The sequence below is a fragment of the Deferribacter thermophilus genome (genome assembly GCF_049472675.1).
In the GTDB taxonomy this organism is placed as follows: domain Bacteria; phylum Chrysiogenota; class Deferribacteres; order Deferribacterales; family Deferribacteraceae; genus Deferribacter; species Deferribacter thermophilus.
In genome coordinates this window covers 206,341-231,330 of sequence record NZ_JAPNXM010000003.1, presented here as the reverse complement: position 1 = coordinate 231,330, position 24,990 = coordinate 206,341, and the positions used below count along the sequence as shown (strand labels likewise).

Annotated in this window: 20 protein-coding genes and 1 tRNA gene; 6 read left to right on the top strand and 15 right to left on the bottom strand. The window is 31.3% G+C overall.

Annotated features, from left to right (window positions below; translation table 11 throughout):
• Nucleotides 1-235 precede the first annotated feature (235 nt).
• From OWM07_RS04590 to OWM07_RS04560, 7 genes are all read right to left on the bottom strand, one after another.
• Entirely contained in the window at nucleotides 236-1,561 is a 1,326-nt protein-coding gene (locus OWM07_RS04590) for an ammonium transporter (protein ID WP_423302492.1), read from the bottom strand.
• A 16-nt stretch (nucleotides 1,562-1,577) separates the two neighbouring features.
• The gene (locus OWM07_RS04585) at nucleotides 1,578-1,916 is read right to left on the bottom strand and encodes a P-II family nitrogen regulator (protein ID WP_423302491.1); all 339 of its coding nucleotides are present in this window, start codon (nucleotides 1,914-1,916) and stop codon (nucleotides 1,578-1,580) included.
• A 224-nt stretch (nucleotides 1,917-2,140) separates the two neighbouring features.
• A tRNA-Cys gene (locus OWM07_RS04580) sits at nucleotides 2,141-2,211 on the bottom strand.
• A gap of 53 nt (nucleotides 2,212-2,264) precedes the next feature.
• The gene (locus tag OWM07_RS04575; RefSeq protein ID WP_423302490.1) at nucleotides 2,265-3,524 is read right to left on the bottom strand and encodes a nickel-dependent lactate racemase family protein; all 1,260 of its coding nucleotides are present in this window, start codon (nucleotides 3,522-3,524) and stop codon (nucleotides 2,265-2,267) included.
• Between the two features lies 1 nt (nucleotide 3,525).
• Nucleotides 3,526-4,524, bottom strand: a complete 999-nt coding sequence (gene moaA / locus OWM07_RS04570; protein ID WP_423302489.1) for a GTP 3',8-cyclase MoaA — start codon at nucleotides 4,522-4,524, stop codon at nucleotides 3,526-3,528.
• Entirely contained in the window at nucleotides 4,517-5,269 is a 753-nt protein-coding gene (tatC, locus tag OWM07_RS04565) for a twin-arginine translocase subunit TatC (protein ID WP_423302488.1), read from the bottom strand. The genes moaA and tatC overlap by 8 nt, the downstream gene beginning before the upstream one ends.
• Nucleotides 5,270-5,281: 12 nt before the next feature.
• Nucleotides 5,282-5,590 (bottom strand): twin-arginine translocase TatA/TatE family subunit, encoded by a 309-nt coding sequence (locus OWM07_RS04560; RefSeq protein ID WP_423302487.1) that lies wholly within the window; start codon nucleotides 5,588-5,590, stop codon nucleotides 5,282-5,284.
• Nucleotides 5,591-5,816: 226 nt separating this feature from the next.
• On the opposite strand from OWM07_RS04560, the gene OWM07_RS04555 reads away from it, so the two are divergent.
• The 3 genes from OWM07_RS04555 to OWM07_RS04545 are packed head-to-tail and all read left to right on the top strand — an operon-like array spanning nucleotide 5,817 to nucleotide 10,896.
• Entirely contained in the window at nucleotides 5,817-6,923 is a 1,107-nt protein-coding gene (locus OWM07_RS04555; protein WP_423302486.1) for a class II glutamine amidotransferase domain-containing protein, read from the top strand.
• Entirely contained in the window at nucleotides 6,911-8,551 is a 1,641-nt protein-coding gene (locus OWM07_RS04550; RefSeq protein ID WP_423302485.1) for a glutamate synthase-related protein, read from the top strand. Before OWM07_RS04555 ends, OWM07_RS04550 begins: the two co-directional genes overlap by 13 nt.
• Nucleotides 8,552-8,562: 11 nt before the next feature.
• Nucleotides 8,563-10,896: an FAD-dependent oxidoreductase gene (locus tag OWM07_RS04545; RefSeq protein WP_423302484.1), complete on the top strand. Its 2,334-nt coding sequence runs from the start codon at nucleotides 8,563-8,565 to the stop codon at nucleotides 10,894-10,896.
• Nucleotides 10,897-10,907: 11 nt separating this feature from the next.
• On the opposite strand, the gene OWM07_RS04540 is transcribed toward OWM07_RS04545, so the two are convergent.
• From OWM07_RS04540 to OWM07_RS04505, 8 genes are read right to left on the bottom strand one after another with little or no spacing between them, the layout of a single operon-like run.
• A complete protein-coding gene (locus OWM07_RS04540) occupies nucleotides 10,908-11,474 on the bottom strand; it encodes a thiamine phosphate synthase (RefSeq protein WP_423302483.1) in 567 nt (188 codons plus the stop codon).
• A complete protein-coding gene (glnE, locus tag OWM07_RS04535; RefSeq protein WP_423302482.1) occupies nucleotides 11,468-14,305 on the bottom strand; it encodes a bifunctional [glutamate--ammonia ligase]-adenylyl-L-tyrosine phosphorylase/[glutamate--ammonia-ligase] adenylyltransferase in 2,838 nt (945 codons plus the stop codon). The genes OWM07_RS04540 and glnE overlap by 7 nt, the downstream gene beginning before the upstream one ends.
• A gap of 1 nt (nucleotide 14,306) precedes the next feature.
• On the bottom strand, nucleotides 14,307-16,181 hold the full coding sequence (locus OWM07_RS04530) for a two-component system sensor histidine kinase NtrB (protein ID WP_423302481.1): 1,875 nt from the start codon (nucleotides 16,179-16,181) through the stop codon (nucleotides 14,307-14,309).
• Nucleotides 16,182-16,194: 13 nt separating this feature from the next.
• Entirely contained in the window at nucleotides 16,195-17,148 is a 954-nt protein-coding gene (locus OWM07_RS04525; RefSeq protein WP_423302480.1) for an ABC transporter substrate-binding protein, read from the bottom strand.
• Nucleotides 17,149-17,201: 53 nt separating this feature from the next.
• Nucleotides 17,202-18,152, bottom strand: coding sequence for a 2-hydroxyacid dehydrogenase (locus OWM07_RS04520; RefSeq protein ID WP_423302479.1), 951 nt, complete (start codon nucleotides 18,150-18,152; stop codon nucleotides 17,202-17,204).
• Entirely contained in the window at nucleotides 18,149-18,652 is a 504-nt protein-coding gene (gene def, locus OWM07_RS04515; protein ID WP_423302478.1) for a peptide deformylase, read from the bottom strand. Before def ends, OWM07_RS04520 begins: the two co-directional genes overlap by 4 nt.
• Nucleotides 18,653-18,655: 3 nt before the next feature.
• Complete coding sequence (locus tag OWM07_RS04510) at nucleotides 18,656-19,195, bottom strand: glycine cleavage system transcriptional repressor (protein WP_423302477.1); 540 nt, start codon at nucleotides 19,193-19,195, stop codon at nucleotides 18,656-18,658.
• Nucleotides 19,192-20,421, bottom strand: coding sequence for an HD-GYP domain-containing protein (locus OWM07_RS04505; RefSeq protein WP_423302476.1), 1,230 nt, complete (start codon nucleotides 20,419-20,421; stop codon nucleotides 19,192-19,194). The genes OWM07_RS04510 and OWM07_RS04505 overlap by 4 nt, the downstream gene beginning before the upstream one ends.
• Nucleotides 20,422-20,555: 134 nt before the next feature.
• On the opposite strand from OWM07_RS04505, the gene OWM07_RS04500 reads away from it, so the two are divergent.
• From OWM07_RS04500 to rpe, 3 genes are all read left to right on the top strand, one after another.
• Complete coding sequence (locus OWM07_RS04500; protein WP_423302475.1) at nucleotides 20,556-22,955, top strand: ATP-dependent Clp protease ATP-binding subunit; 2,400 nt, start codon at nucleotides 20,556-20,558, stop codon at nucleotides 22,953-22,955.
• Nucleotides 22,933-24,267, top strand: coding sequence for a 2-dehydropantoate 2-reductase (locus OWM07_RS04495; protein WP_423302474.1), 1,335 nt, complete (start codon nucleotides 22,933-22,935; stop codon nucleotides 24,265-24,267). The genes OWM07_RS04500 and OWM07_RS04495 overlap by 23 nt, the downstream gene beginning before the upstream one ends.
• A gap of 81 nt (nucleotides 24,268-24,348) precedes the next feature.
• Nucleotides 24,349-24,987 carry a ribulose-phosphate 3-epimerase gene (rpe, locus tag OWM07_RS04490; RefSeq protein ID WP_423302473.1) on the top strand — a complete coding sequence of 213 codons (639 nt, stop codon included), beginning with the start codon at nucleotides 24,349-24,351 and terminating at the stop codon, nucleotides 24,985-24,987.
• The last annotated feature ends 3 nt before the right edge of the window (nucleotides 24,988-24,990 follow it).

Below are 24,990 nucleotides of genomic sequence, written 5' to 3'. Positions count from 1 at the left end.
GAAGTTAAGCCCTCCAGCGCCGAGAATACTGCGGGAAGGTAACCCGTGGGAAGGTAGGTCGCCGCCAGAGCTTTTTTATTTTACGGTTACTTTATTTCTACCTGTTTTCTTTGATTGATAGAGTGCTTCATCTGCTCTCTTATATAAAGATTAATTTAAAACTGAAGATTATTTGATATCAAGAATTATTAGTGGAAGAAAATATGTTAATAAAAGAGCCCGCATTGCGAGCTCTTTATTTTATAAAAGTCTTTTGGAATTCTGGGTAGGCATTAGCCCCATGCTCGTAAAAATCAAGACCCATAATTTCTTCTTCTTCACTAACACGAAATTTAATAAATATATTCAATAATTTAATTATTATAAATGTAGACCCAAATGCCCATATAAATGCAGCTAAAACACCTATAATTTGACTAACTATCACTGGTTCTAGAGTATGTGTCTCAAAGTTGTAATTAAATAAACCTGCAGCAATTGTTCCCCATGCACCATTTACACCATGAACTGATATTGCACCAACCGGATCATCGACTTTAATTTTATCAAAGAATAGAACCGAATATACAACAAGTACACCTGCAATCAATCCTATGATTATTGAATAAAATGGGGTGACATTTGCACAACCAGCTGTTATACCAACTAAACCTGCTAAAGCTCCATTTAAAGACATCCCTATATCAAATTTTTTATATTTAAAATATGTAACAGTCATAGCTGATAAAATAGCTGCAGCAGGTGCAAGTGTAGTATTTACAGCGATTAATGGTAACGCTGAATCAGCTGCTGTTTCACTACCAACATTAAACCCATACCATCCAAACCAGAGGATAAATACTCCAAGTGCAGCTAAAGGTATATTATGTCCAGGAATAACTCTAATTTGTCCATTTTTACCATACTTCCCTATTCTTGGACCTATTAAAATTGCAGCAGCCAATGAAGCCCACCCACCAATTGAGTGAACAACGGTAGAACCTGCGAAATCTATAAAACCTATTTTTTCAAGCCATCCATTTCCGTGGAAAAGACTACCCCATGCCCAGCTACCAAAAACAGGATAAATAATGGTTGACATGATCAAACTAAATACCATGTAAAATTTGAAGTTTGCTCTTTCTGCTATAGCTCCTGAAACTATAGTTGCAGCTGTTGAACAAAAAACTACTTGAAACATCCAAAAAGCCAATGTCCAATTATCACTCATATTCCAATTTGAAAGGAAAAAACCTTCTGTTCCAAAAAATCCAGTAGTTGTAGTACCAAACATGATAGCAAAACCAATTGCCCAAAATCCAATAGCTCCAACAGCAAAATCTAATAAGTTCTTCATAATGATATTTAAAGCATTTTTTGCTCTAGTAAATCCTGATTCAACCATAGCAAATCCAAGCTGCATAAAAAACACTAAAAAAGCAGCTATTAATGTCCACAGCCAATCAACATTTGTTTGTACTTGTTTAATTGATTCATCGAGTCCATTGAGAGTTAATGTTTTATTTCCTTCAGCAAAAGCAAAGGAACATAAGCATAGTAGTAAAAATACAATTCTTAGCATAACTTAACCTCCTTTTTTAAATACTTGCCTCATTTAATTCTCCGGTTCTGATCCTTACTGATTTTTCAACAGGGATTACAAAAACCTTTCCATCTCCGATTTTCCCAGTTTTTGCAGCTTTTGTGATAGATTCCACCAGAGTATCAACAACATCATCATTTACTACTATTTCAATTAAAATTTTTGGGACGAAATCTATTTGATATTCTGCCCCACGATAAAGCTCACTATGACCTTTTTGTCTTCCATACCCTTTAACTTCGTATATGGTCATTCCACTTATCCCAAATTCATTTAGAGCTTCTTTTACATCCTCAAGTTTAAAAGGTTTAATAATTGCTTTTATAAGTTTCATAAGCACCTCCATTATTTTGTTCTTAATGATAAGCAAGTAAAATGCCAATAGAAATAGATGAAATATATATGTTTAAGATTAAAAAATATACATTTAAATATTATTGTGATTAAAATTTAAGCAATATCTGTATTAGGGTGTAAAATATCTATGTATGAATAATGATATTAGTTTAAAGATAGGTATTTTAAGATGATAAAAAATCTTTTGACTGGAGTATAAAAAGGCGACGCCCGGAATCGAACCGGGGTACGCGATTTTGCAGACCGCTGCCTAACCACTCGGCCACGTCGCCATTGGGAATATTGTTTATAGTTATAAATTTTGTAAAAATCAAGTTTTTTTTATTTATAAATCTGTGTTGAAGAATATGTTGTATGCGTCAGGGACAATAGCAATATTGTTTGTTTTATTAATAATATTATAAATTTCTTCTATTGAATTTATTTTTATAAAACCCATCCTTTTAGAATCATATTCGCTAAAATTTGAATACAAATAGACATTATAATTTTCAGTTTTTGCTTTTAATGAATAAGCTGTTTGTCTATTTATCTGGTAATCATTAATTAATGTTTTAAACATTTCTTCAGCGGTTGGTATATCAAAAAATTCTTCGAAATAGTTATTTCCATAACCATCAACACACTCTGCAAAAAAAATAATATTTGCATTGTTTGCAGCTATTGGGATTACTCTATCCAACGATTTTTGAGCTTGAACCATATTGATATCTTTTGGGTATCCTCCACAAGAAACAATGATTGTGTCATATTTTTTATTAGCGGTTATCATTGTATATTTTTTTAATCTTTCAGTTGCTTCAATATGTGACATAAATAGATCGCCGCATGTTAAATCTATAATTTCACCTTTATCATTTAGTATTGTATTAATAGTAAAAAAGAATTTAGCTCTTCTAGCAATCATAACTGCTTCGACTATATCATCATTTACAGGATTTTGTTTTAAATTACCTGTTGAAGCTAAAGGGTGTTTTCTCATATTCCTTTCATCTAAAACTAATTTATGATTGTTGAGTGCACTTTTTCTTGCAGCTATACCTGGTAGAATCATTTTTCTCCCGCCACCAAATCCAGCAAAGTAGTGATAACTAACTGATGCAATAGGTATTATGGTATCATGCTCCAGATAAGCTTTATTAAGAAGAATTGGTGTACCATTTTTAGTTTTACCAAAATACACAAGATTATCCATATTATCTGGATCGTGATCAATCAATAAATGTTTATATTTATTATAGATTTCTTCTGTAAGTATAAATTTTTTTTCTTCATCAGTGACTTTTCTGTGTGTGCCAGTGGCAAAAATTATAGAGAATTCTTTTTTGAAAGTTTCTACCTTTTCAATTAAATCTTTTATAAAAATTTGTAAACCTGATTTTCTAGTTATGTCAGGTACAATAAAAAGAATTTTTCTGGCATCTTTTATAAAATAAGTAAGATTTTCGCTGTATATAGGCTCATTGTCTAATCGTTCTAAAATTTCTTTACTAGAAAGTGGAGCAGAATCTATTTTTAACTGAAATAAATCATAATCTTTGTTTATATTAACATCAATAAAATCTTTGCCGTAAGGTATTTTCATTTTATCCCCCAATTTCAAACATGTTTCTACCGTATTTACCGTTTTTAGAATTGTTCTCAGAACAGTCAACGCTGTGTTTTTCATATTTTAAGTTTAGTGAATCGTTGATAAGTTTTAATAAAAGCTCTTTATCAGAGTTTATAATAGCAGGTTTTAAGTCAACTTCATAATTAGATAGTAAACATGGTCGTAATTTACCGTCAGCAGTTAGGCGGAGTTTGTCGCAACTATTACAAAAGTGGTTTGAAATAGGTGTGATAATACCTATTTTAGCTCCGTTAGAAAGTAAATAATCCTCAGAAGGACCTGAGTATTTGTTTTTGTCAATTTTTTTTACTTCATATTGTTTTGAAATAATATCGATAATTTCTTTTCCAGTTAAAATATTTTCTTTTTTCCATTCGATTGAACTTTCAAGTGGCATAAACTCTATAAAACGAACATTGAAACTATTTTTAGCAGCAAAATCACAAAAGTCTAATATTTCATCATCATTAAAACCTTTAATTGCAACAACATTAATTTTGATAGGATTAAAACCGATAGATTTTGCATAATTTATAGAATCGATAATATGTTTTAAGTTAAAACCACCTGTAATATATTCATATCTGTCATCTTTTAATGAATCAAGACTAATGTTAATTCTTCTAACTCCTGAATCAAAAATCACTTTAGCGTATTTTTTTAATAAAGAACCGTTAGTAGTAAGTGTTAGGTCTTTTATTTTTTCAATTTTACCTAATTGTTCAAACATGTAAGAAATGTTTTTACGAACTAAAGGTTCTCCACCTGTAATCCTTATTTTTTCTATACCAACCTCTGTTAATGTTTTTACAATAAAAATTATATCTTCATAACTTAAAATATCTTGATGTGATAACATCTTAAAATTATGTTGGGGCATACAATATTTGCAACGAAAATTACATCTATCAGTAACTGAAATGCGCAAGTATTTGTAAGATCTCCCAAATTTATCTACTAATTTATTATTCATATATATCTTCTTTCTTTATGTCTTCTTTTTTCCCAAATATTTTTGCGACAAAGATACTTATTTCATATAGAAGCAATAATGGCCCTGCCATCATCATTTGAGTAAAAACATCTGGTGGTGTAAGTATCGCAGCTGCAATAAATATTACTACTATTGCATATCTTCTATATTTTTTCATCATTGAAGCTTTAACAATACCCATTTTGGCTAAAAATAGTGTAAAAACAGGTAATTCAAAAATTATACCAAACCCCATAATTAATCTCACTACAAAAGAAAGATACCATTGAATTGAAAGGTTTGCTATAACATAGCCTTTGGCATAACTTAAGAAAAACTGAAAACCAAAAGGGAACACTATATAGTATGCAAAGACAGCACCAGTAAAAAAAAGTATGGATGATACTATAACAAAAGAGACCACATAGCGTCTTTCATGAGCATATAGCCCTGGTGCTACAAACTTCCAGATTTGATATAAAATAAATGGCATACTAAAAAATATTGCAGCCATTAGTGATAGTTTTAATTCAGTAAAAAAGCCTTCTGTTAACTTTAAAATAGCTAAAGAAGATTTTTCTGGTAAAACTTTCACAAGGGGAGCAGTTATAAAATCGAAAATATATTTACTTTGTGAGTAACAAACTATAAAAGCAAGCACAACAACTATCAATGATTTTATCAATCTACTTCTAAGCTCTTCTAAGTGAGCAGTGAGAGAGAGTTTATCATCTACATTTGACATATTAACCATCCATTAAGCATTGTTTTTGTCATTATTGCTATCTTTGTTACCAACATTTTCTTCTTGAGAATCAGAATCTAAAATTGCTTCTTCCCATTTTGAATTATATATTTCTGTTAAAGACTGTTTTTTAGATGTAGTATTAGTTGTATCAGAATCGATATCTACATTTACAGCTTCTTTAAATTCATTTAAAGCTTTTCTAAATTCAGCATACCCTTTACCAAGAGCTTTTGCTACTTCGGGTAATTTCCTAGGACCTATTACAATTAGGGCTATTATTAGTATTAAAATTAACTCTGACATTCCAAAACCAAACATATCATACCTACCAATGTAATTTGATGTTAGAAATACAATTTTAAGAGCAAAAAATCAAGCTGATTAATGAAAAATAAAAAAATAGACCTAACAATAAGTTAAAAATATGGTACTGAATTAATCGAGAATCCCTATTAATGTTACAATAAAACACATAATAGCCTAATAAAATTATTATTGACATATAGAATACATAATAATATAAGTTTAGTGGGAGGTGTATACAATGTGCAGAATTGGAGCTATAAAATCAAAAAAATATGTTCACCCTTCTAAGGCATTAAAACTGATGCGTTCTCAACAAAAGGGGCATGATAATTCTGGATTTGCTATGGTTATGCAGGATTTAGGGGGAGTTTTTGAAAATTATAAAGATTTACCAATTTTATCTTTAGCTTGTACAGATGAGGGGATGCAAATAGCTGATAATATATTACATGAAGCAGGTTTTGTTAGGATAATGCAATGGGCACCTGAGACTCATCCGCGGGAATGGCTTAAAATTGAACCAATGCCAAATTATATATTTTTAGTTTTGCAGTATCCTAAAAGTTATAAATATGCAACAAAAGAGGAAAAAGAAGAGCTCTTAGTAGACATTAGATTAAAAATTAGAAGAGCCTTAGAAGTTAATGATGAAGGATATGTTTACTCTTTTTGGCCAGATGTTATTACATTGAAAGAAATAGGTGATCCTACAGATATTGGGGAGTATTTTGGCCTGTGGGAAGAAAGTGATGAATTAAAGGCTAAAATAATTACAGCTCAATGTAGGCAAAATACTAACTATGATATTGTTAGGTATGCTGCTCATCCATTCTTTTTGCAAGGTTATACAGCTTTAGCAAATGGTGAGAATACTTTTTATGAAAAAAATAGGGATTTTCAAAAAAAACTTTATAAAGGGTATATAGGTTTTGAATCTGACTCTCAATGTTTTTTATATACGCTTCATTATATTCATAGAATTTTAAAGTGGCCTTTAATTTACTATAAACATGTCATTACTCCATTACCTTTTGAAGAGATTGATTTGAGGGAAGATAGAGAAGTTTTGCTAAAAATTAGAGCGTCTCTTGCTCATTTAGAAATAAATGGTCCAAATACGATTATTGGTGTGTTGCCTGATGGCACATTATTTACATGCTGTGACTCGAAAAAATTAAGACCTGTTGTTGTGGGATATACTGATGATACTGCAATTATAACCTCAGAAGTAACAGGTATAAATGAGATTTTGCCTAATAGAGACTGGGAGCAAGATATTTATCCAAACGAGAGAGAAATGGTTGTTATTAACAATGATTTGGAGGTTCAAAGATGGCAACAATGAGAGTGAATGAGCTGGCAAAAGATGATCTTTTTTGGCAAATAGAATATAAACATGATAGGTGTACTCTTTGTGGAAGATGTGTTGCTGCATGCCCTTTTAAAGCTATAGAGGCAAGAGTAGAAAGAAGAAGAAAAGTTGTGAGTGATGATATTACTCCTAATCCAAAAGTAATTTTTCAAACTATCCCTGTCATTAAGCAGGTTGTAAATGAGTATAATTTTTGTAGAGGATGTGGTATTTGTGAGAAGGTTTGCCCTAATGATGCCATTAGACCAGTGAGAAACCCTGATCATAGGTTTCAGGCAAAATATAGATCTGTAACTGGAGATCCTTTCAAAAGGGGTGGTAGAAATAATCTTGAAACTAGTGCAAGGACTCTTGATAAAATAAAAATAGGTAGAATTTCTCAGATGACTGACCCATCACTTGATGCCCAAAGACATACTTTTGACTTACTAGCACCTTTTGGACGAGTATTACCTCCTCAGGAGATACCTTTTGAAATAAGAGATGGGAAGCTTGTGGAAAGGGAGAAAACCCCACCTGTGAGATGGATATATCCTATCATAATTGGGGATATGTCCATCGGTGCCCTTTCCTGGAGAATGTGGGAAGCGTTGGCAATTGCTACGGCTTATTTAAATGAAGAAGCAGGAATCCCAATAAGAATGTGTAGTGGGGAGGGAGGGGTTCCTGTTAGATTGCTAAAATCTAAATATTTAAAATATATGATTTTGCAGATTGCCTCAGGTCATTTTGGGTGGAACAGGATTATTAATGCTATGCCTGAAATGGTAGAAGATCCTGCTGGTATTTTAATAAAAATAGGTCAAGGTGCTAAACCAGGAGATGGAGGTTTGTTGCAGGCAAAAAAGGTGGCTAGACATATTCAGGAAATTAGAGGTGTTCCTAAAGCTGATCTGTTAAGCCCTCCAAACCATCAAGGGCTTTACTCTATTGAAGAGAGTGTTCAAAAGATGTTTTTATCTTTTAATGCAGCATTTAAATTTAGAGTGCCTGTTGCTATAAAGGTTGCTGCAAGTGCAACAAGTGTTTCTGTATATAATAACTTACTTAGAGATCCATATAATATTGTTGGTGGTTTTTTCCTCGATGGGATTGATGGAGGTACTGGAGCAGCACATGAAATTTCTCTTGATCATACAGGTCATCCTATTGTTTCAAAACTTAGGGATTGTTATTTGGCAGCTGTACATCAGGGTAAGCAGGGGCAAATCCCTCTTTGGGCTGCAGGAGGTATGGGGAAAGGCTGGAATCTTGCTGCTGATGCATTTAAAATGATATGTCTTGGTGCAAATGGAATTTTTACTGGTAAGTTGATGTTACAGCTTGCTGGCTGTGTGGGAAATGACAACGGAAAATGTAATGCATGCAATACAGGGTTATGTCCTGTTGGTATTTGTACACAAAATCCTGTATTGGTAAAAAGGCTTGATATAGATAAAGTAGCAGAAAATATTGTTAATTACTTCTTATCTGTTGATCATGAACTGAAAAAGTTGATGGCTCCTATTGGTAATAGTTCGCTTCCAGTTGGTCGTTCAGATGCTTTGATAGCTACTGATAAGGCAGTGGCTGATAGGCTTAAAATTCAGTATGCATGCTAATGGAGGATGAGATGGGAAAAGTTGCTAAAATAGAAGGGATTGTAAACGGTAAAAGGATATCAACTCAAAAATTATTACAGGAGATATATAAAAAGTTAGATGAAGGTTATACAGAATTTGAAGTCATAGGTTGTGGCCAGCATGATATAGGTGGGCCTTTATGGGACAAAGAAGGGAGACCTTTAAAGTTTAAGATTACAAACCCTGGGCAACGTGTTGGTTCTATGGGTATGCAAGGTACCCAAATTATTATTGAAGGTCCAGCTCCTGCGGATGTTGGCTGGTTAAATGCTGGTGCCGAAATCATTTTAAAGGGGGATGGAGGGGATACTACTGCTCATTGTGCAGCAACAGGTAAAATCTTTGTTGCAGGAAGAGTAGGGACAAGATCTGGCGCATTGATGAAACATGACCCAAAATTTCCTCCTCCAGAGTTTTGGGTTTTGAAAAATACAGGTTCTTTTAGTTTTGAGTTTATGGGGGGTGGTATTGCTGTAGTTTGTGGTTATGACTGTGAAAACTACGAATCAGTTTTAGGTAAGAGAAGTTGTGTTGGTATGGTTGGTGGTACTGTCTATGTAAGGGGACCTGTGAAAGATTTAAGTGATGATGTTTGGTTGATGGATTTAAATGAAGCGGATAAAGATTTTCTGGCCAAAGGTTTAAAAGAGTTTTTAAGTAAAATAGAAAGACTTGAGCTTTATGACAAATTAACAAAGTTTGAGGAATGGAAAAAAATAGTTGCAAAAACTTATGAGGAAAGACAACTTAAATTACTTATTCCAGTTAAAGACTTTAGAGAGCATAAGTGGGTGGAAGGTGGCATTTTTGGTGATTTGATTGAAGAAGATTGGAAAGTCGCTGATTTTGTAGAACGAGGCGATTTAAGATTAAAATATCCTGAATGGAGAAATGCAAAATATTCTGCTCCTTGTGAATACAACTGTCCAACATACATTCCAACACAGAAAAGAATAGCACTTTTAAGACAAGGGAAAGTAAAAGAGGCATTAGAATTAGTGTTAGATTATAGCCCTTTTCCAGCCTCAGTTTGTGGTCAGGTCTGTCCAAATCTTTGTATGGATGAATGTTCAAGGAAATATGTTGATGTACCTGTTAGAATAAAAGAGCTTGGTTTACTGAGCAAGGATGTTGGGTTTGATTTCAAACCAGGTGAAGAGAAGAAAGAAAAGGTAGCAATAATAGGTGCTGGTGCAAGTGGTCTTTCTTGTGCATGGCAACTTAGAAAATTTGGATATCAGGTAGATATTTATGAAAAGGATAAAGTAATTGGTGGTAAGTTAAAGCAGGTAATACCACCTGAGCGTTTAAATCAGGAGATTTTGGAGACAGAGCTAAAAAGAATTTTAAATACGGGAGTAAATGTTAAAACAGAAGTTAATGTAGATAAAGAACTTTTTGATAAACTTACAAAGGAGTATGATGCGGTAGTAATTGCTGTGGGTGCACATAATCCAGTAGTTTTACCAGTAGAAGGGCATGAAAGATTAGTCAAAGGGCTTGATTTTCTAAAAGCTGTAAATAGAGGGGAAAAACCAAAGATAGGGGAAAAAGTAGTTGTTATCGGTGCAGGAAATGCTGGAATGGATGTGGTGCTAACTGCATACAAACTTGGTGCAAAAGAGGTCGTGGCTCTTGATATACAAAAGCCAGCTGCTTTTGAAAAGGAGATTGAGGAAGCTAAAAAACTTGGTGCGAAAATATTATGGCCAGCTTACACTGAAAAGATTGATGAAAAGGGTGTTTATTTAAAAGATGGGCGATTTATTGAGGCTGATACTGTGATTGTGTCGATAGGTGATAGGCCAGATTTTTCATTTTTACCATCAGAATATCTTGATGAAAAAGGGAAAGCAAAGATTAATGAATTTTTGCAATCAGAAGTAAATAACAAGGTTTTTGTAGCTGGTGATGCTATAAAGTTGGGGCTTTTTACACACGCACTTGGTGATGGAAGAAAAATTGCTTTAAATATCGATAGAATGTTTAGAGGGTTACCTCTTGATGATTTCAAAAAAGCTCCAATGATTCCTCAAGATAAAGTTAAAAAGGAATATTATCCGCTTTTGAATCCAATGGCTGTAGCTGAAAAAGAGCCTGAATTTGAGAAAGATAGGTGTATGAGTTGTGGCTTTTGTAGAGATTGTGAAATGTGTAAAGATGTTTGTCCTGAACAGGCAATTGTGAGAATTCAAAATGATGATGGGACTTTTGAATATTATAGTGACCCTAATAAGTGTATTGGTTGTGGTATTTGTGCAGGAATATGTCCATGTGGTATTTGGACGATGGTTGATAATATAGAAAAATATTTAGAAGCATGATAATGCAGGGGTTATTCCCCTGTGTTCTTATTTAATATTTTATAAATATCAGGTAATTGTTTATAAAAGCTAATGCCTGCTACTCCATAGAAGCCTTTATTAACTATTAGATGAATATTTTGTTTGTTAATACCACCTAGTGCATAAACTTTTTTTTGTTTAGGTAAAGTGAAGTTTAATCCAAGTGGGGTTATTTTAAACTCTTTTTTAGTGAGAAATATAGGGCTTAAAGTAAAATAATCAGCAGGTACCGATTTAATTTCTTCTATACTATGGGCAGAGTAACCAACAGTTAAATCTGGAAAAGTTTTTTTTACTGTATCAGCTAGCAATGAAAGGTGGTTTAGATGTACCCCTCTTAATCCTAAAATATCAGCAATATCAGGGTATTCCGATACAATTATTTTTTCTCTTTCTATAAATTTAATAAGTTGACCAGCTATCTCATAACATTTTCGAAAGGGTTTATTTTTTATCCTAAGCCAAAAGATATCGACAAAAGGTGCTGTTTTTATTGCAATCTCTATTAATTTTTCTCCAAAGGTATTGTAATCTAAAATTTGTAAAATTTTTAGCATGATAGCAATTGCTCAAAAATTCTATTAAACGCACCACGGACAGTTTTTCTGGTACTTTGAAAATCAGATAAGATTTTTTCAAAGTTTTCTTTATTATAGCCAAAAAAAGTAGCAATTTTATAAAGCAATGTTGAATCTGAAGGGAGTTTGGAAGTAGATAAATTGTTATACACTCTTGTTAAGTTTTCTATATTTCTTAAAAATAGGTAAGAGTTGTGAAGAGCGTAAAAGTTTCTGCTTGAAAGGATATTTAGATCTTTTAAAAAGTGAAGGATATAATGCGTATTTGTTCCTTTTAATAGCTCAGATGTATGTGCGTATTTTAATTGGAGTGCTTGAGCAACAAACTCTATGTCAATTAATCCGCCATAACCTGACTTAAAATCATTCTTTGTGATTGGAGAACCTTTTTCCTTTTCTATCCTAAATCTCATCTCATATATTTCTTTAATTTCATCTTGAGTTATAGGGGAATTAAAAAGGATTTTTTCTTTAATCTTAAAAAAAGGTTCAGCCAATGATGAAGTATTGTTTATGACATCAGCTCTTAAAAGTGCTTGTTTTTCCCATGTCATAGAGCTTTTTTTGTGATACTCATCAAAAGATGACAAAGTTGTTACAAGAGTTCCGCTTGAGCCACTTGGTCTAAGCCTTAAATCAACTTTGTATAAGTATCCATTGTATGTTATTGTTGATAAATAATGGATAACTTTTTGGACTAGTTTTGAAAAAAATTCTTGATTAGTAATTTTGTTTGTTTTTGAATCAGTATATCCATTATCTTCATATAGTACAATCAAATCTAAATCAGAACCAAAGCTTATTTCAAAGCTACCAAGTTTTCCAAGCCCAAGAATTAAATAGTCAGAATTTTTTTTATCAGTAGTGATTGGATATCCATACTTAGATATTAATTTTTTAAAATTATTCTCAAAAGCAAGTAAAGTAAATGCTCTGGCGATGTTTGTTAAGGAATACATGGTTTGAACAATATTTATACTTTTGTTTAGATATAAATAGCCAATATTAAAAAGTAACTCTTTTTGTTTAATTCTAAGCAGTTCGTATTCTAATTCTTCATCAATATTTGGTTTAGAGATGATCTCTTTTAAACTTTCATAAATTTTTATCATTTCTATGTTTGGTGACATTGGGTCATATAAAAACTCTATTGTGTTAGGGTTATTTACGATTATTTCTGATAAGTGTTTACTCAATGAAAAAATTGTAATCAGCTTTTGAATCAATTGGGGATATTCCAAAATTAAGTCATAAATTAGATAGATAGAGGATTTCCTTAATAACAGTTTTTCAAAATAGCTTAGAATTTCATCAGGATTATCAAATTTACTGATTTCTGGTATTAATAGCTTAAAAATAGCTTTAATAATTTTTAATTCGCTAGCTTGCCTTTTTCGATATTTTGAGCCAGTAATTATATTTTTAATTATTTTTGTACATTTTTCGGGATTTGCAATATTTTTGCTTTTTAAATATAAAGCTATATCTTTTTCTGTCAGTTCTTCGTCAAAGAGTATTGCCGTTTCATCTGTTTTTGCTTCTTGTAATATTGAATTGAATAATTTGTTTACCTTGGTTGTAATCTCTAAATATTTCTTTTCAAACTCTTCTTTAGTTTTAAATCCGCATCTTTCTAAATAAAGATCAAAATTTTTACTGTTTTCGGGTACGGTATGTGTTTGAAACTCATTTTCAACTTGAGCCATGTGCTCTAATTTTCTTAGAAACCTATATGCTTCAGATAAAAATTTTGCATCTGATTCAGATAAAATATTGTTTGAGGCTAACTTTTCGATGGCTTTTAATGAGTTTCTTTCAACTATGTTTTGATTCTTGGGATAATTCAAAATCTGTAGAGCCTGAATTATAAATTCAATTTCTCTAATTCCACCAAATCCAAGTTTAACATTTTTTTCATTTCTACCCTTTAAATCAATTCTTCTTTGGATTTTCCCTTTTACATCTAATAAATCATTGATTAGTTTTGTATCAAGAGATCTTCTAAAAACAAAAGGTTTTACCATTTCTAAGAATCTATTACCCAGCTCTAAATCTCCAGCTACAGGGTTAGCTTTTAAAAGCATCATTCTTTCCCAGTTTTGACCATAAGCTTCGTAATAAACCTCATAACTCCTTAAAGGGAGCGCTAATTCCCCTTTTTCTCCATCTGGTCTCAAACGCAAATCAACTCTATAAACTATCCCTATTTCATTTCTATCAGAAAGATGATGGAATATCTCTTTACCCAACTTTACGAAAAATTCATGGTTTGATATAGGTTTTTCACCAGATGTTTTCCCTTTTTCACTACCATACACATAAATTATATCAATGTCAGAGCTAAAATTTAGCTCATAACCACCCAGTTTACCCAAGCCAATTATTGTAAAAGGGACAACATTACCTTCAGTATCGGTAGGCATTCCATGTATTTCACTTAACTTATTATAAGCATATTGATAAGCAATTTCTAGCACTGCTGATGCAAAAGATGATAAATGAAAAGTTATTTCTTCAATAGGTTTTTTTAAAATTAAATCATTATAAGTGATTATTAAATATTCTGTCATTTTAGAATGTCTTAAATAATTATCAAATTCTTGTTTTGACATAGATATAAAATCATTAATGTTAAGTGATTTTAAAATTTCGTTTTTGTCTCTAATTTTGCCTAAATGTGTTAAAGCAGACTCTAATTTTTCAGGATAAGACTGATAATAGTTGCATAAAAAAAGTGAGTGCTTGAATACATATTCTAATTCACTTCTTAATTTATTATTTTTTACATACTTAACTAACATATCTTGCATATTATTTTTCAAGGCTTTCTGGTATATATATCTTTACTATTGTACCTTTCCCTTTAGCGCTTTCAATATTCATAAAACCGTTTAATTCTCTAATTATTCTATTAACAAGTGTAAGCCCAAGCCCGTAACCATTCTTTTTGGTTGTAAAAAAAGGCTTAAAAATATTTTTTAAAGCTTCTTCATCTATCCCTGGGCCATCATCACTAAATGTAAATTTTACAAACATATTATCATTTATTGATTCTTTGTCTACAATGATTGTAATGTTTCCATTTTTATCACCGATTGCATCTTTGGAGTTTATAACAATATTCATAAAGGCCTGTGTCAATGTTGATTTTGAGCCTAAAATTTTTGAGTTTGTCATTAAATTAATATAGGTTATATCAATATGCTTAGGTAAGTATTGCCTTATAATTTGTAAAAACTCTTTCATCAAGTTATCAACATTTAATATTTTTAAAGAAGGTTTTTTATTATATGCTATAAGTAATAAATTATTTATATGATCACATGCAGAATTAACGATAGATTTAATGTTTTTTAAATAGTTGTTCAGGTTTTGTGGTTCATTTTCTATTAATTTAAAATAGATTTTTAAGTTGTTCAAAGTGTTTTTAAAGTCATGTGCTATTCCTGATGTTATAGTTGCGATTAACTCTTTTCTTTCAGAATTTTTGATTTTTTCCTGTAAAATTCTTTTTTCTGTTATATCATTCATAATAGTGATTACTTTATTTTCATCTTTGTCTAGTATAGAATTTATATGATAATAATTTTTATCATCAATATTTAATTCAAAATCATCTTTGATGTTTTTTTCTAAAGCTTCAATATGATCTTTTAAAATCTTTTTGTTTTTGATAATGGATGATAAATTTTTGTTTCTATCTAGACCATATTCTTTAGCTTTAAAATTGGTCTCAAGAATTTCTAAAGTATTTGGGTCAAATACTATAGCTGGTAGTGGTAAGTTATTAAATAAAGCTTCGTACTTTTGTCGTTCATGATCAATTTCTTTTACTCTTTTATTAATAATTTGTTCTAATTTTTTGTGAGAAGAAAGTAGATTGTAAACTATATAAGTACCAAAAAGGAAAACTACAAACAGCAGGATGAAAATAGAATAATTTATTTTAGTAAAATGCTCTTTTATGTAAAAATTTATTTGGGGTTTTAGTTCTTTTAATACCAAGTAATATTTTAAACCATAAATATTATAAGGGTAAGCCTGAAAAGCATTATTTAAATTTGGCTCATTTTCTAAATATATAACAATTTGACTACCTAAAATATCCTTAAACTTGTCACTAATAGTATGAAAAAAGCTATTTAGTGGCGATAGTTTTAATAAATAAAAGCTGTTATTGTTTGATATGTTCCCTTTAATGCCAATACATATATAATTTTTTATAGAAAAAGATAATGTTTCGTTGTTATAAATTTTCACTTTAATATATTTTGCCAATTTATTTTTTTTAGTTAAATCAATAAAAAAGTCTGCTATATCAGGGAAATTTAATATGGAAAAGCCATTAAATCCATCTTTATATGGAAAGGATGCTAATATATTCCCCTCATTAGAAATCATTAGTAAGAAAGAGTTATTATCATTTTTCTCTACAACAGAGATAAGCTCAGGTAATTTGTTTAGGTTATTTTTAAGCAAGTTAGATAATATATTTAATTTTTCAAATTCGTATTCAATTTTTTGCTCAATCTTGCTATTTATTTCAGTAAGTAGAATTTCGATATAATTTTGGTTATACTCTTTGATGAATGTGTATTCTTTTTTTTGTATCTGAAGGATTAATAAAAATGAAATAGTTATAAATATTAAAATTAAAATACCAGATAAAACAACTTTTTTTAGCATCTTATACTCAATATCAATTTACTGTTTTTGCATAAAGTAGAATGCTCAATGGTATCTTAATACCCAATATTTTTGCTCTTTTTGTGTTAACCGTTAATTCTGCTTTGGTGTATTTTATGGGGGGGATTTTTGTGATATTTTCTCCATTTAGCAATTTTTTTACTATTAATCCAGATTCTATTCCATGATTATAGCCACTTATTGCTACACCGATCAATGCTCCTCTTTTCACCATCCATTCTAAAAGGGTTATTTCGGGTAATCTATTGTGTTTCAATGTCCATTTCAGGACATCTGTATTTGCCATATAAGCCCCTTTGTCATCTTTAATTTTTGCACAAGTTAAAATAATCAATGTATCAAATTTGTTTTGAGCATCTAATACAGTCTTTTCCCATTCAGAAAAAGTCTCTATATTTTTAATTTTTATTGTCAAATCTTTATATTTTGAGGGGCATCTTTTTAGTGCAGATAAAGAACTCATGCTGGTATCAGACAGTAAGAGGGCTTTTTTGGCATGAGGGAAAATATCTTTTAATATTTCAAAGGTTTGTTCAAAATAAATATGCTCAAATACACCTGTTATATTTTTTACTTTATCAAGTTGGTAATACTCTTTTTCTCGGTTTATTCCAGCGAAAACAAGCAATTTATCTGTGTTAAAATATTTTTTGCAAATGTTTTCTAAAGCAAAGTCATCTAAGCAGACAATTATTTTTGATTTATTTTTGTTTATGTTGGATAATGTATGATTGACATTTGATTGGATTTCAGATGGTGCCCCCTTTTTTGCATTTAAATAATATATATCAACACTTTTGTTATCAATTATATTAAAAAAACCATTTTTAAAATCTTCTACCCATGGAAAACTTTTATGATAGCTTATTACCAAAGCTATATCTTTTGAGATTGCTAAATTTGGGAAAAAAGCAATCATTAAAAGGAAAATAATTGTATTTTTCATGTATATTAATTACGAAAAAATAAATATTTTGTCAATAAGTAATAGAACAATGTTTAGTTTAAAGCATTGTGAGGTTTTTTGCTATATTTTAAAACTGAAATTATTGCATCAGCACACATTTTGGCCATTTCTGCCCTAGTTTCTTCTGATGCACTACCTATATGAGGTAAAAGGATTACATTATCTTTATCAAAAAGTCCTTCGTGAATCTTAGGTTCAAACTCATAAACATCAAGTCCAGCACCTTTTATATAACCATTTTCAAGAGCGATAACAAGGTCATCCTCTTTTATAATGGGGCCTCTACCTATATTTATGATAAAGGATGTTCTTTTCATTTTTTTGAATACATCTAAATTAAATTTGTGATAATTATCATCATTTAATGGCGCAGTAATAACTAGGAAGTCAGATTGTGTTATCAGCTCCTCAAATGAGACATATTTTGCTCCCAATAATAGTTCACTTTGAAAATATCTATTTCTTGAATGATAAATAATATTCATCTCAAAACCTTTACAGCATCTTGCAAATGCTTGACCTATTCTCCCAAATCCAAAAACCCCCACGGTTTTTTTATACAAGTCAGTTCCAAGAAAGAGATTTGGTGTCCACCCTTTAAATTTCCTTTCTCTTGTAAACTTATCTGCTTCAACAACTCGTCTTGCTAGTGATATCATTAGGGCAAATCCCAACTCTGCAGTGGTTTCTGTTAATACATCAGGAGTATTACAAACAATAACCCCTTTTTTAGTAGCATATTCAACATCGATATTGTTATAACCAACAGCATAATTTGCTACAACTTTAAGATTTGGGGAATTGTCAAAAAGATTTTTATCAATTTTATCAGATAGCATGCAGATTAGTCCATCACAATCTTTAACCCTTTCAAGCAGTTCATCATAAGGGATAGGGGTGTTTTCTTCTCTGTAATCGATTTCAAAGTCTTTTAAATAGTTTTCTATATCAAATGGTAATTTTTGGGTTATAAGTACTTTCATTTGTATTTTTTCCTCCTGAACAAATCAGTCCTTTTAGAAATTATTCTATCGATAAAAAGGATACCATCAAGGTGATCAATCTCATGCTGCAGTAAAATTGCTTCAAAACCTTCTGCTTCAAAGGCTTGGGGTTCAAAATTTTCATCCAAAAATTGAACAACAACTTTTTCAGCTCTATTTACATTGCCAGTATAATCAGGAACACTCATACACCCTTCTCTAGATTGAACCAAACCTTCCCATTTTACTATTTCTGGATTAATTAATACTTTTTTCCCATGATGATTTTTACATTTTTTATTTTTTCCCGGATCTATTGCAATTATTCTCACAAGCTCACCTATCTGTGGAGCAGCAATACCTGTAGAGTGACTTGTGGCATCCATTGTATCTACAAGATCTTGAATTATTTTTTTTATATTTTCATTTATTTCTGTTACTTCCTTAGAAATTTCTTTTAAAATAGGGTTTGGATATGTCAATACATCTCTTACAGGCATTTATTACATCTCATAGGTTTCAATTTCTCTGATATTTATATCAATACCGATAGATTTTGCAATTTCTTTAAGCTCTTTATCCCAATTTTTATCAGAAATTGATTCAGGTATTATTACTTCTAACACCATTATGTAAACAGGTTTTTTATCAGACCCAGCAACTTTTGTCTGCAAATCAACTATATTTATATGTTTTTCAGCCAAAAAATTTGAAACAGTATAGACTATACCAGGTTTATCAGCTCCGTAAACTGAGATGATAAAGGTTTTGCCATCTGGTAATTTTTGAAATTTTTCAATCTTTCTAACACTTGTAGCCATACCAAGCTCTTTTACTAATGGTGCAAATTTCTTCTTTATTTCATTTACTTTATAATCTTTATCAGTACTTACTATAAGGATCATTGAAAAAAAGCCTTTTAGTAAAGTAGAAGAGGAGTCTTCAATGTTAAAATTGTTTTCATAAAGTATCTTAGAAACTTTAGCGACAATACCTGGTCTGTCTTCACTTATAAAGGTGAGAGCATAAAAGTTTTTTTTCATGTTAGTACTCCCTGTTTTGCTTTTATCAAAAATTTATCCATTATTTTGTTAGTATCAATATTAAGTTTTCTGGCATCGAGAGGAGCTAATATAGATTTGTAAGGTTTTTTAGTTATTAGGTTGTATTTTTTCAAATCAAATAGATAAGGCTCTCTCATCTTTCTTTTTTCATCGGTAATAACAAGTACTTTTGGCCTTGTGGGGTCTTCTTTTGACTGCTCAAATACTATACCCATTTCCCCTGTATCAAGTAAAACAAGAGTACCCACAGGGTAAATCCCTATTATTTCCATAAAAAATTTTACTAAAATTTTATTAAAATGCTTTTCCGACCATGAAAATAAAAGTTGTAAAGCTTTTGGAGGTATAAGTGCACCGTGATAAACCCTTTTAGATGTTATAGCATCATAAACATCAACAATTGAAACAATCTTTGCAAAAAGGGGTATTTCAGCTTCTTTAAAGCCGTTTGGGTATCCAGAGCCGTCAGCCCTTTCGTGATGTAAGTAGATTGCGTAAAGTGAATCTTCATTTAGGTTTTTATCATTTTTTAAAATTTCATAACCGTATTCTGGGTGTTTTTTCATAATATTAAATTCTTCATCTGTTAATTTCCCAGGTTTGTTTAGAATTTCATCAGGAATCTTCATTTTGCCTATGTCATGAAGTAAAGCACCCATGCCAAGATTTTTTAAACCAATCACGTCCATTCCATATCTTTTTCCAAGAACTATCGATAACACCCCCACATTTAGACTATGAACGAAGGTGTAATCATCAAAACTTTTTAATCTCGATAAAGTAACCACCAGATGAGGTTTTTTAAAGCAGGAGTCAACAAAAGTATCAACAATCTTTTGAGCCATTTCGGTATCAATAGATTTGCCTGCTCTGGCATCTAAATATAGTTGTTTAGTTATCTTTTTAGCTCGCTCATGTAATGATTTTAATTGTTCTATATCTTTTAATGTGGTGGTGTATTTTGTAATATCAAGCTTTTCTGCTTGTTGTATCACTTCGTTTTGTAATTGCTTATTTAAGCCAAAAAGATCATCAGCAATTTCATCGCTTTTTATAAAAACATTTTTAACGCCATAGTTTTTTAAAATATCTATAACTTTTAAATCAGTTACGGGCTTATTAAAAAAAGAAAGGTTTAGCCATGGCTTATCAGTCTTCAAGATTGTCACACCTAGTTTTATCTGGTCAACAGGTATTTTTATCATTTTAAAATATCCTTAACTTGACTTATCAAATCTTAATTTTATTATAAAGGATAGAAATGAAGTTTGCAAATGATAAATCTAATTTGCAAAAAATTGTCTTTGCTGTTATAATTGGCTAAAATTTGAGGTTTAAAATGTTTGAATATTTTTCAGAGAGAGCAAGAAGAGTAATTCTATACTCAAGAGAAGAAGCGGAAAAATTAATGAATACGCATATAGATACAGAGCACCTTCTTATCGGTTTGCTTAAAGATAAAGGAGGGTTGCCTGCAGAACTGTTTGAAAGAAGAGGGTTTGATACAGTTAGCCTGATAAAAGAGATTGAGAATATGACTGGCAGTGGCAAGAATTTGATGATTAAAGGGAGTATCCCTTTTAGCCCTCTAGCAAGAAGGGTGCTTGAGTATGCTGTTGAAGAAGCCAATCTACTAAATCATAAATATATTAACCCAGAGCACATCTTGCTGGGTTTGATGAAAGAGCATAGAGGTAAAGCTTTTACGATTTTAAAAAAGCTTGGCTTTGATATTGTAACGCTTAGAGATGAGATTAAAATGATGTCTAAAAATTTTAATAAAAAAGCACCCGTTGCTACACCTACAATAGATGAGTTTGGAAAAGATTTGACTGAAATGGCATTAAAGAATGAGCTTGACCCTGTCATTGGTCGAGAAATGGAGATTGAAAGGCTAATTCAGATTTTGGGAAGAAGAATAAAGAATAATGCCATTTTGATAGGTTTTCCCGGTGTTGGTAAGACAGCAATTGTAGAGGGGTTAGCTAAGAGGATAGCCAGTGGAGATGTTCCAGAAATTTTGAAAAATAAGAGATTGGTCTCTTTAGATCTAGGTACTATAGTTGCAGGGACAAAATATCGTGGCCAGTTTGAAGAGAGGATGAAAAACATTATCAAGGAGATTGAAGCATCAGGTAATATTATTGTTTTTATAGATGAAATACATACTATTATTGGTGCTGGTGCTGCAGAAGGGTCAATTGATGCATCAAATATGCTAAAGCCAGCTTTAGCAAGAGGGAAATTTCAATGCATTGGAGCTACAACATATAAAGAGTATAGAAAACATTTTGAAAAAGATGGCGCTTTAGAAAGAAGATTTCAAACAATTTCCGTAGAACCGCCTAACTCAGAAGAAACAGTAAAGATTTTAAAAGGGTTAAGAAAGTATTATGAAGACTTTCATAAAGTTTTAATCCCTGATGAGGTTATAAATGAAGTTGTGTACTTAACCGATAGGTATATTACTGATAGGTATCAGCCAGATAAAAGTATAGATGTTATTGATGAGGCAGCTAGTAAAATTAAATTAAAAAAGCAGACACTTCCACCTGATCTTGTCAAAATTAAAAACGAAATAGATAAGCTGAAGGAAAAAAGAGCAAAATTTTTTGGAACAAGCAACTTTTCAGAGATTGAAAAGTATTCAGAACTTATAGATAAAAAACTAAAAGAATTTAATGAAAAATATGAAGAATGGCAAAGTGGGATTGATTTGGAATGGCCAGTAATGACCATTGATGATGTGGCAGAAGTGGTTTCAGGGATTTCAGGTATCCCTGTTCAAAAGCTCAAAGAAGAGGATTCTGAAAAGGCTGCAAAAATTGATAAAGTTTTGAAAAAATATATTATAGGTCAAGATGAAGCTGTAGATTTAGTAGCAAAGTCTATTAAAAGAAGTTTTGCTGGTCTTAATAATCCAAATAAACCTATTGGCTCTTTTATATTTTTAGGACCCACTGGAGTAGGTAAAACAGAGTTATCTAAAAGGCTGGCTGAGACTATCTTTGGCTCTAAAGATGCTCTAATCAGAATTGATATGAGTGAATATATGGAGAAATTCAATGTCTCAAGGCTAATTGGTGCTCCACCTGGATATGTGGGTTATGATGAAGGTGGCAAGCTTACTGAAGAAGTGAGGAGAAAACCTTACTCTGTTGTTCTTTTTGATGAAATAGAAAAAGCTCATCCAGATGTGATGAATATACTCTTACAGATTTTAGATGAAGGTTTTGTTACAGATAGCCATGGATACAAAGTAAATTTTAAAAATACGATAATAATAATGACATCTAATCTTGGGACAAAATCATCCATTATAAATAAAAAGCTTGGATTTGGAGATTTTGATAATACTTATTTAGATTATGGAACTTTTAAAAAGAATTCTTTAAAAGAGTTGCAAGAGAGATTCCCACCAGAATTTATTAATAGAGTTGATGAAGTTATTGTTTTTAAACCTCTTACAAAGGAACAGTTGTTTGAAATAATTGATATACAAGTAGAGGAAATCAATGAGAGGTTGGCTAAGATAGGTAAAAGGATAGAAGTTACTGATGAGGCAAAAGAGATTTTATTGAGCAAAGATTACAACTATATGTATGGTGCAAGACCAATAAGGAGAATTTTGCAAAAATATATTGAAGATGCTCTTAGTGATTTATTATTACAGGGTAAATTTAAAAGGAGAAAAAATCTAAAGGTGATAGCTAAAGATGGAGAGCTTGTATTTAAATAAGAAAATTGTTGTAGTTGGGGCAGGAGCTATTGGCTCATTTTATGGAGGGTTATTAAAAGATGCAGGTTTTAATGTTACCTTGATATGTAGAGGGAAACATTTAGAAGCAATAAATAATAATGGGCTTTTAATAAGGAGCTTTAGCCTAGGTGAGAAAAGAATTAAAATAAAAGCTACAAATAAAGTAAATGATAAATTTGATATTGCTATCATTTCTACTAAATCTCAAGATACAGAAACTGCTTGTTTGATGTTGAAAGATAATCTTAATGAAGATGGTATAGTTGTTTCATTTCAAAATGGTGTTGATAATGTAAGAATACTAAAGAAATATTTCAGAGATGAGCAGATTGTTTTAGCATCTCTTTTTGTTGGTCTGAAAATTGATCCTCCAGGTGTTGTAAATCACTCAGCAGCAGGTAACATTACTTTTGGAGCTATAACAGAAAAGGGTAAAAAAAATGTAGAGATACTTGAGACTATTTTCAAAAAAGCAGGTTTCATCTACAATATTTCTGATGAGATAGAAAAAGTTTTGTGGAAAAAGCTACTTTGGAATATTGCTTTTAACCCTTTATCTGCACTGTTAGAGGCTACATGTGGCAAGATGGTTGCAGATCCTGAGATTAAAGATCTTATGAATAAGATGGTTATGGAAGGGGTTGAGGCTGCAAGGTTTGATGGTATTGAAATTGAAAAGGATTATTATGAAAATGTAGTGAACATGACAGAAAACTTAGAAAATTATAAAACAAGTATGTTGCAAGATATTGAAAAAGGGAAAAATCCTGAAATAGATGGTATCCTCTATCCAGTGATTTGGAGACATAGGGAAAATGGTAAAGAAGCTCATTATTGCGATACAGTATATAGAGCTTTAAAATTTAAATATGGGAAAAAATTTATCTATACTCCTAAGTTAACTGTTGATGTGATTGTTGAAAATAGTAAAGGTGAAATTCTGTTGATAGAAAGGAAAAATCCCCCTTTTGGATGGGCAATCCCTGGTGGATTCGTGGATTATGGTGAAAGGGTTGAAGATGCAGCAAAAAGGGAGCTTTTTGAAGAGACTAACATTAAGGTTGATAATATAGAATTGTTAGGTGTTTATTCAGATCCTACAAGGGATCCGAGAGGTCACACAGTGAGTATTGTTTATTATGCTAAATATGATGGAGATTTTAAAGCAAGTGATGATGCAAAAAATGCGAAATTCTTTTTGGTGGATGATCTACCAGAAAATATAGCATTTGATCACCGTGATATTATAAACGATTATGTAAAAATTAAAGCTAAAAATATATCAAAATAAAAAAATCAATACAAAAATATTGCTATTTTGCTTAATAAGTTTTAAAAGATAGCTGCATTGTGTTTAAAAAATGAGGTAGGTATGATAATTGCTCCTTCGATTTTAAGTGCAGACTTTTCAAGGTTGGGTGAAGAGATTAAATTGGTGGAAGAAGCTGGTGCTGACTGGATTCATATCGATGTGATGGATGGTAGGTTTGTTCCAAATATTACTATAGGCCCAGTTGTTGTTAAGTCTATTAGGAAAGTTACTAAACTACCTTTTGATGTGCATTTGATGATTGTTGAGCCAGAAAAATATATAGAAGATTTTGTTAAGGCTGGTGCTGATATTATTACTGTCCACGCTGAAGCTACAAACCATCTTCATAGATTGGTAGAAAATGTGAAAATGCTTGGTGTGAAAGCTGGGGTATCTATTAACCCAGCTACTTCACTTTCAACGATAGAAGAAATTTTACCTTTTATTGATATGGTGCTTGTGATGAGTGTAAACCCTGGCTTTGGTGGGCAAAAATTTATCGAAACTTCATTACAAAAGATAAGGCGCTTAAAAGAGATGATTAATAATGTCGGAAGAGATATTTTGATTGAGGTTGATGGTGGTGTAAACGATTCTAATGCGAAGCTATTAAGGGATGCAGGTTGTGATGTTTTGGTAGCTGGAAGCTACATTTTCGGATCTGATAATTATAAAGAAAAAATAGACTCTTTAAAATGAGAG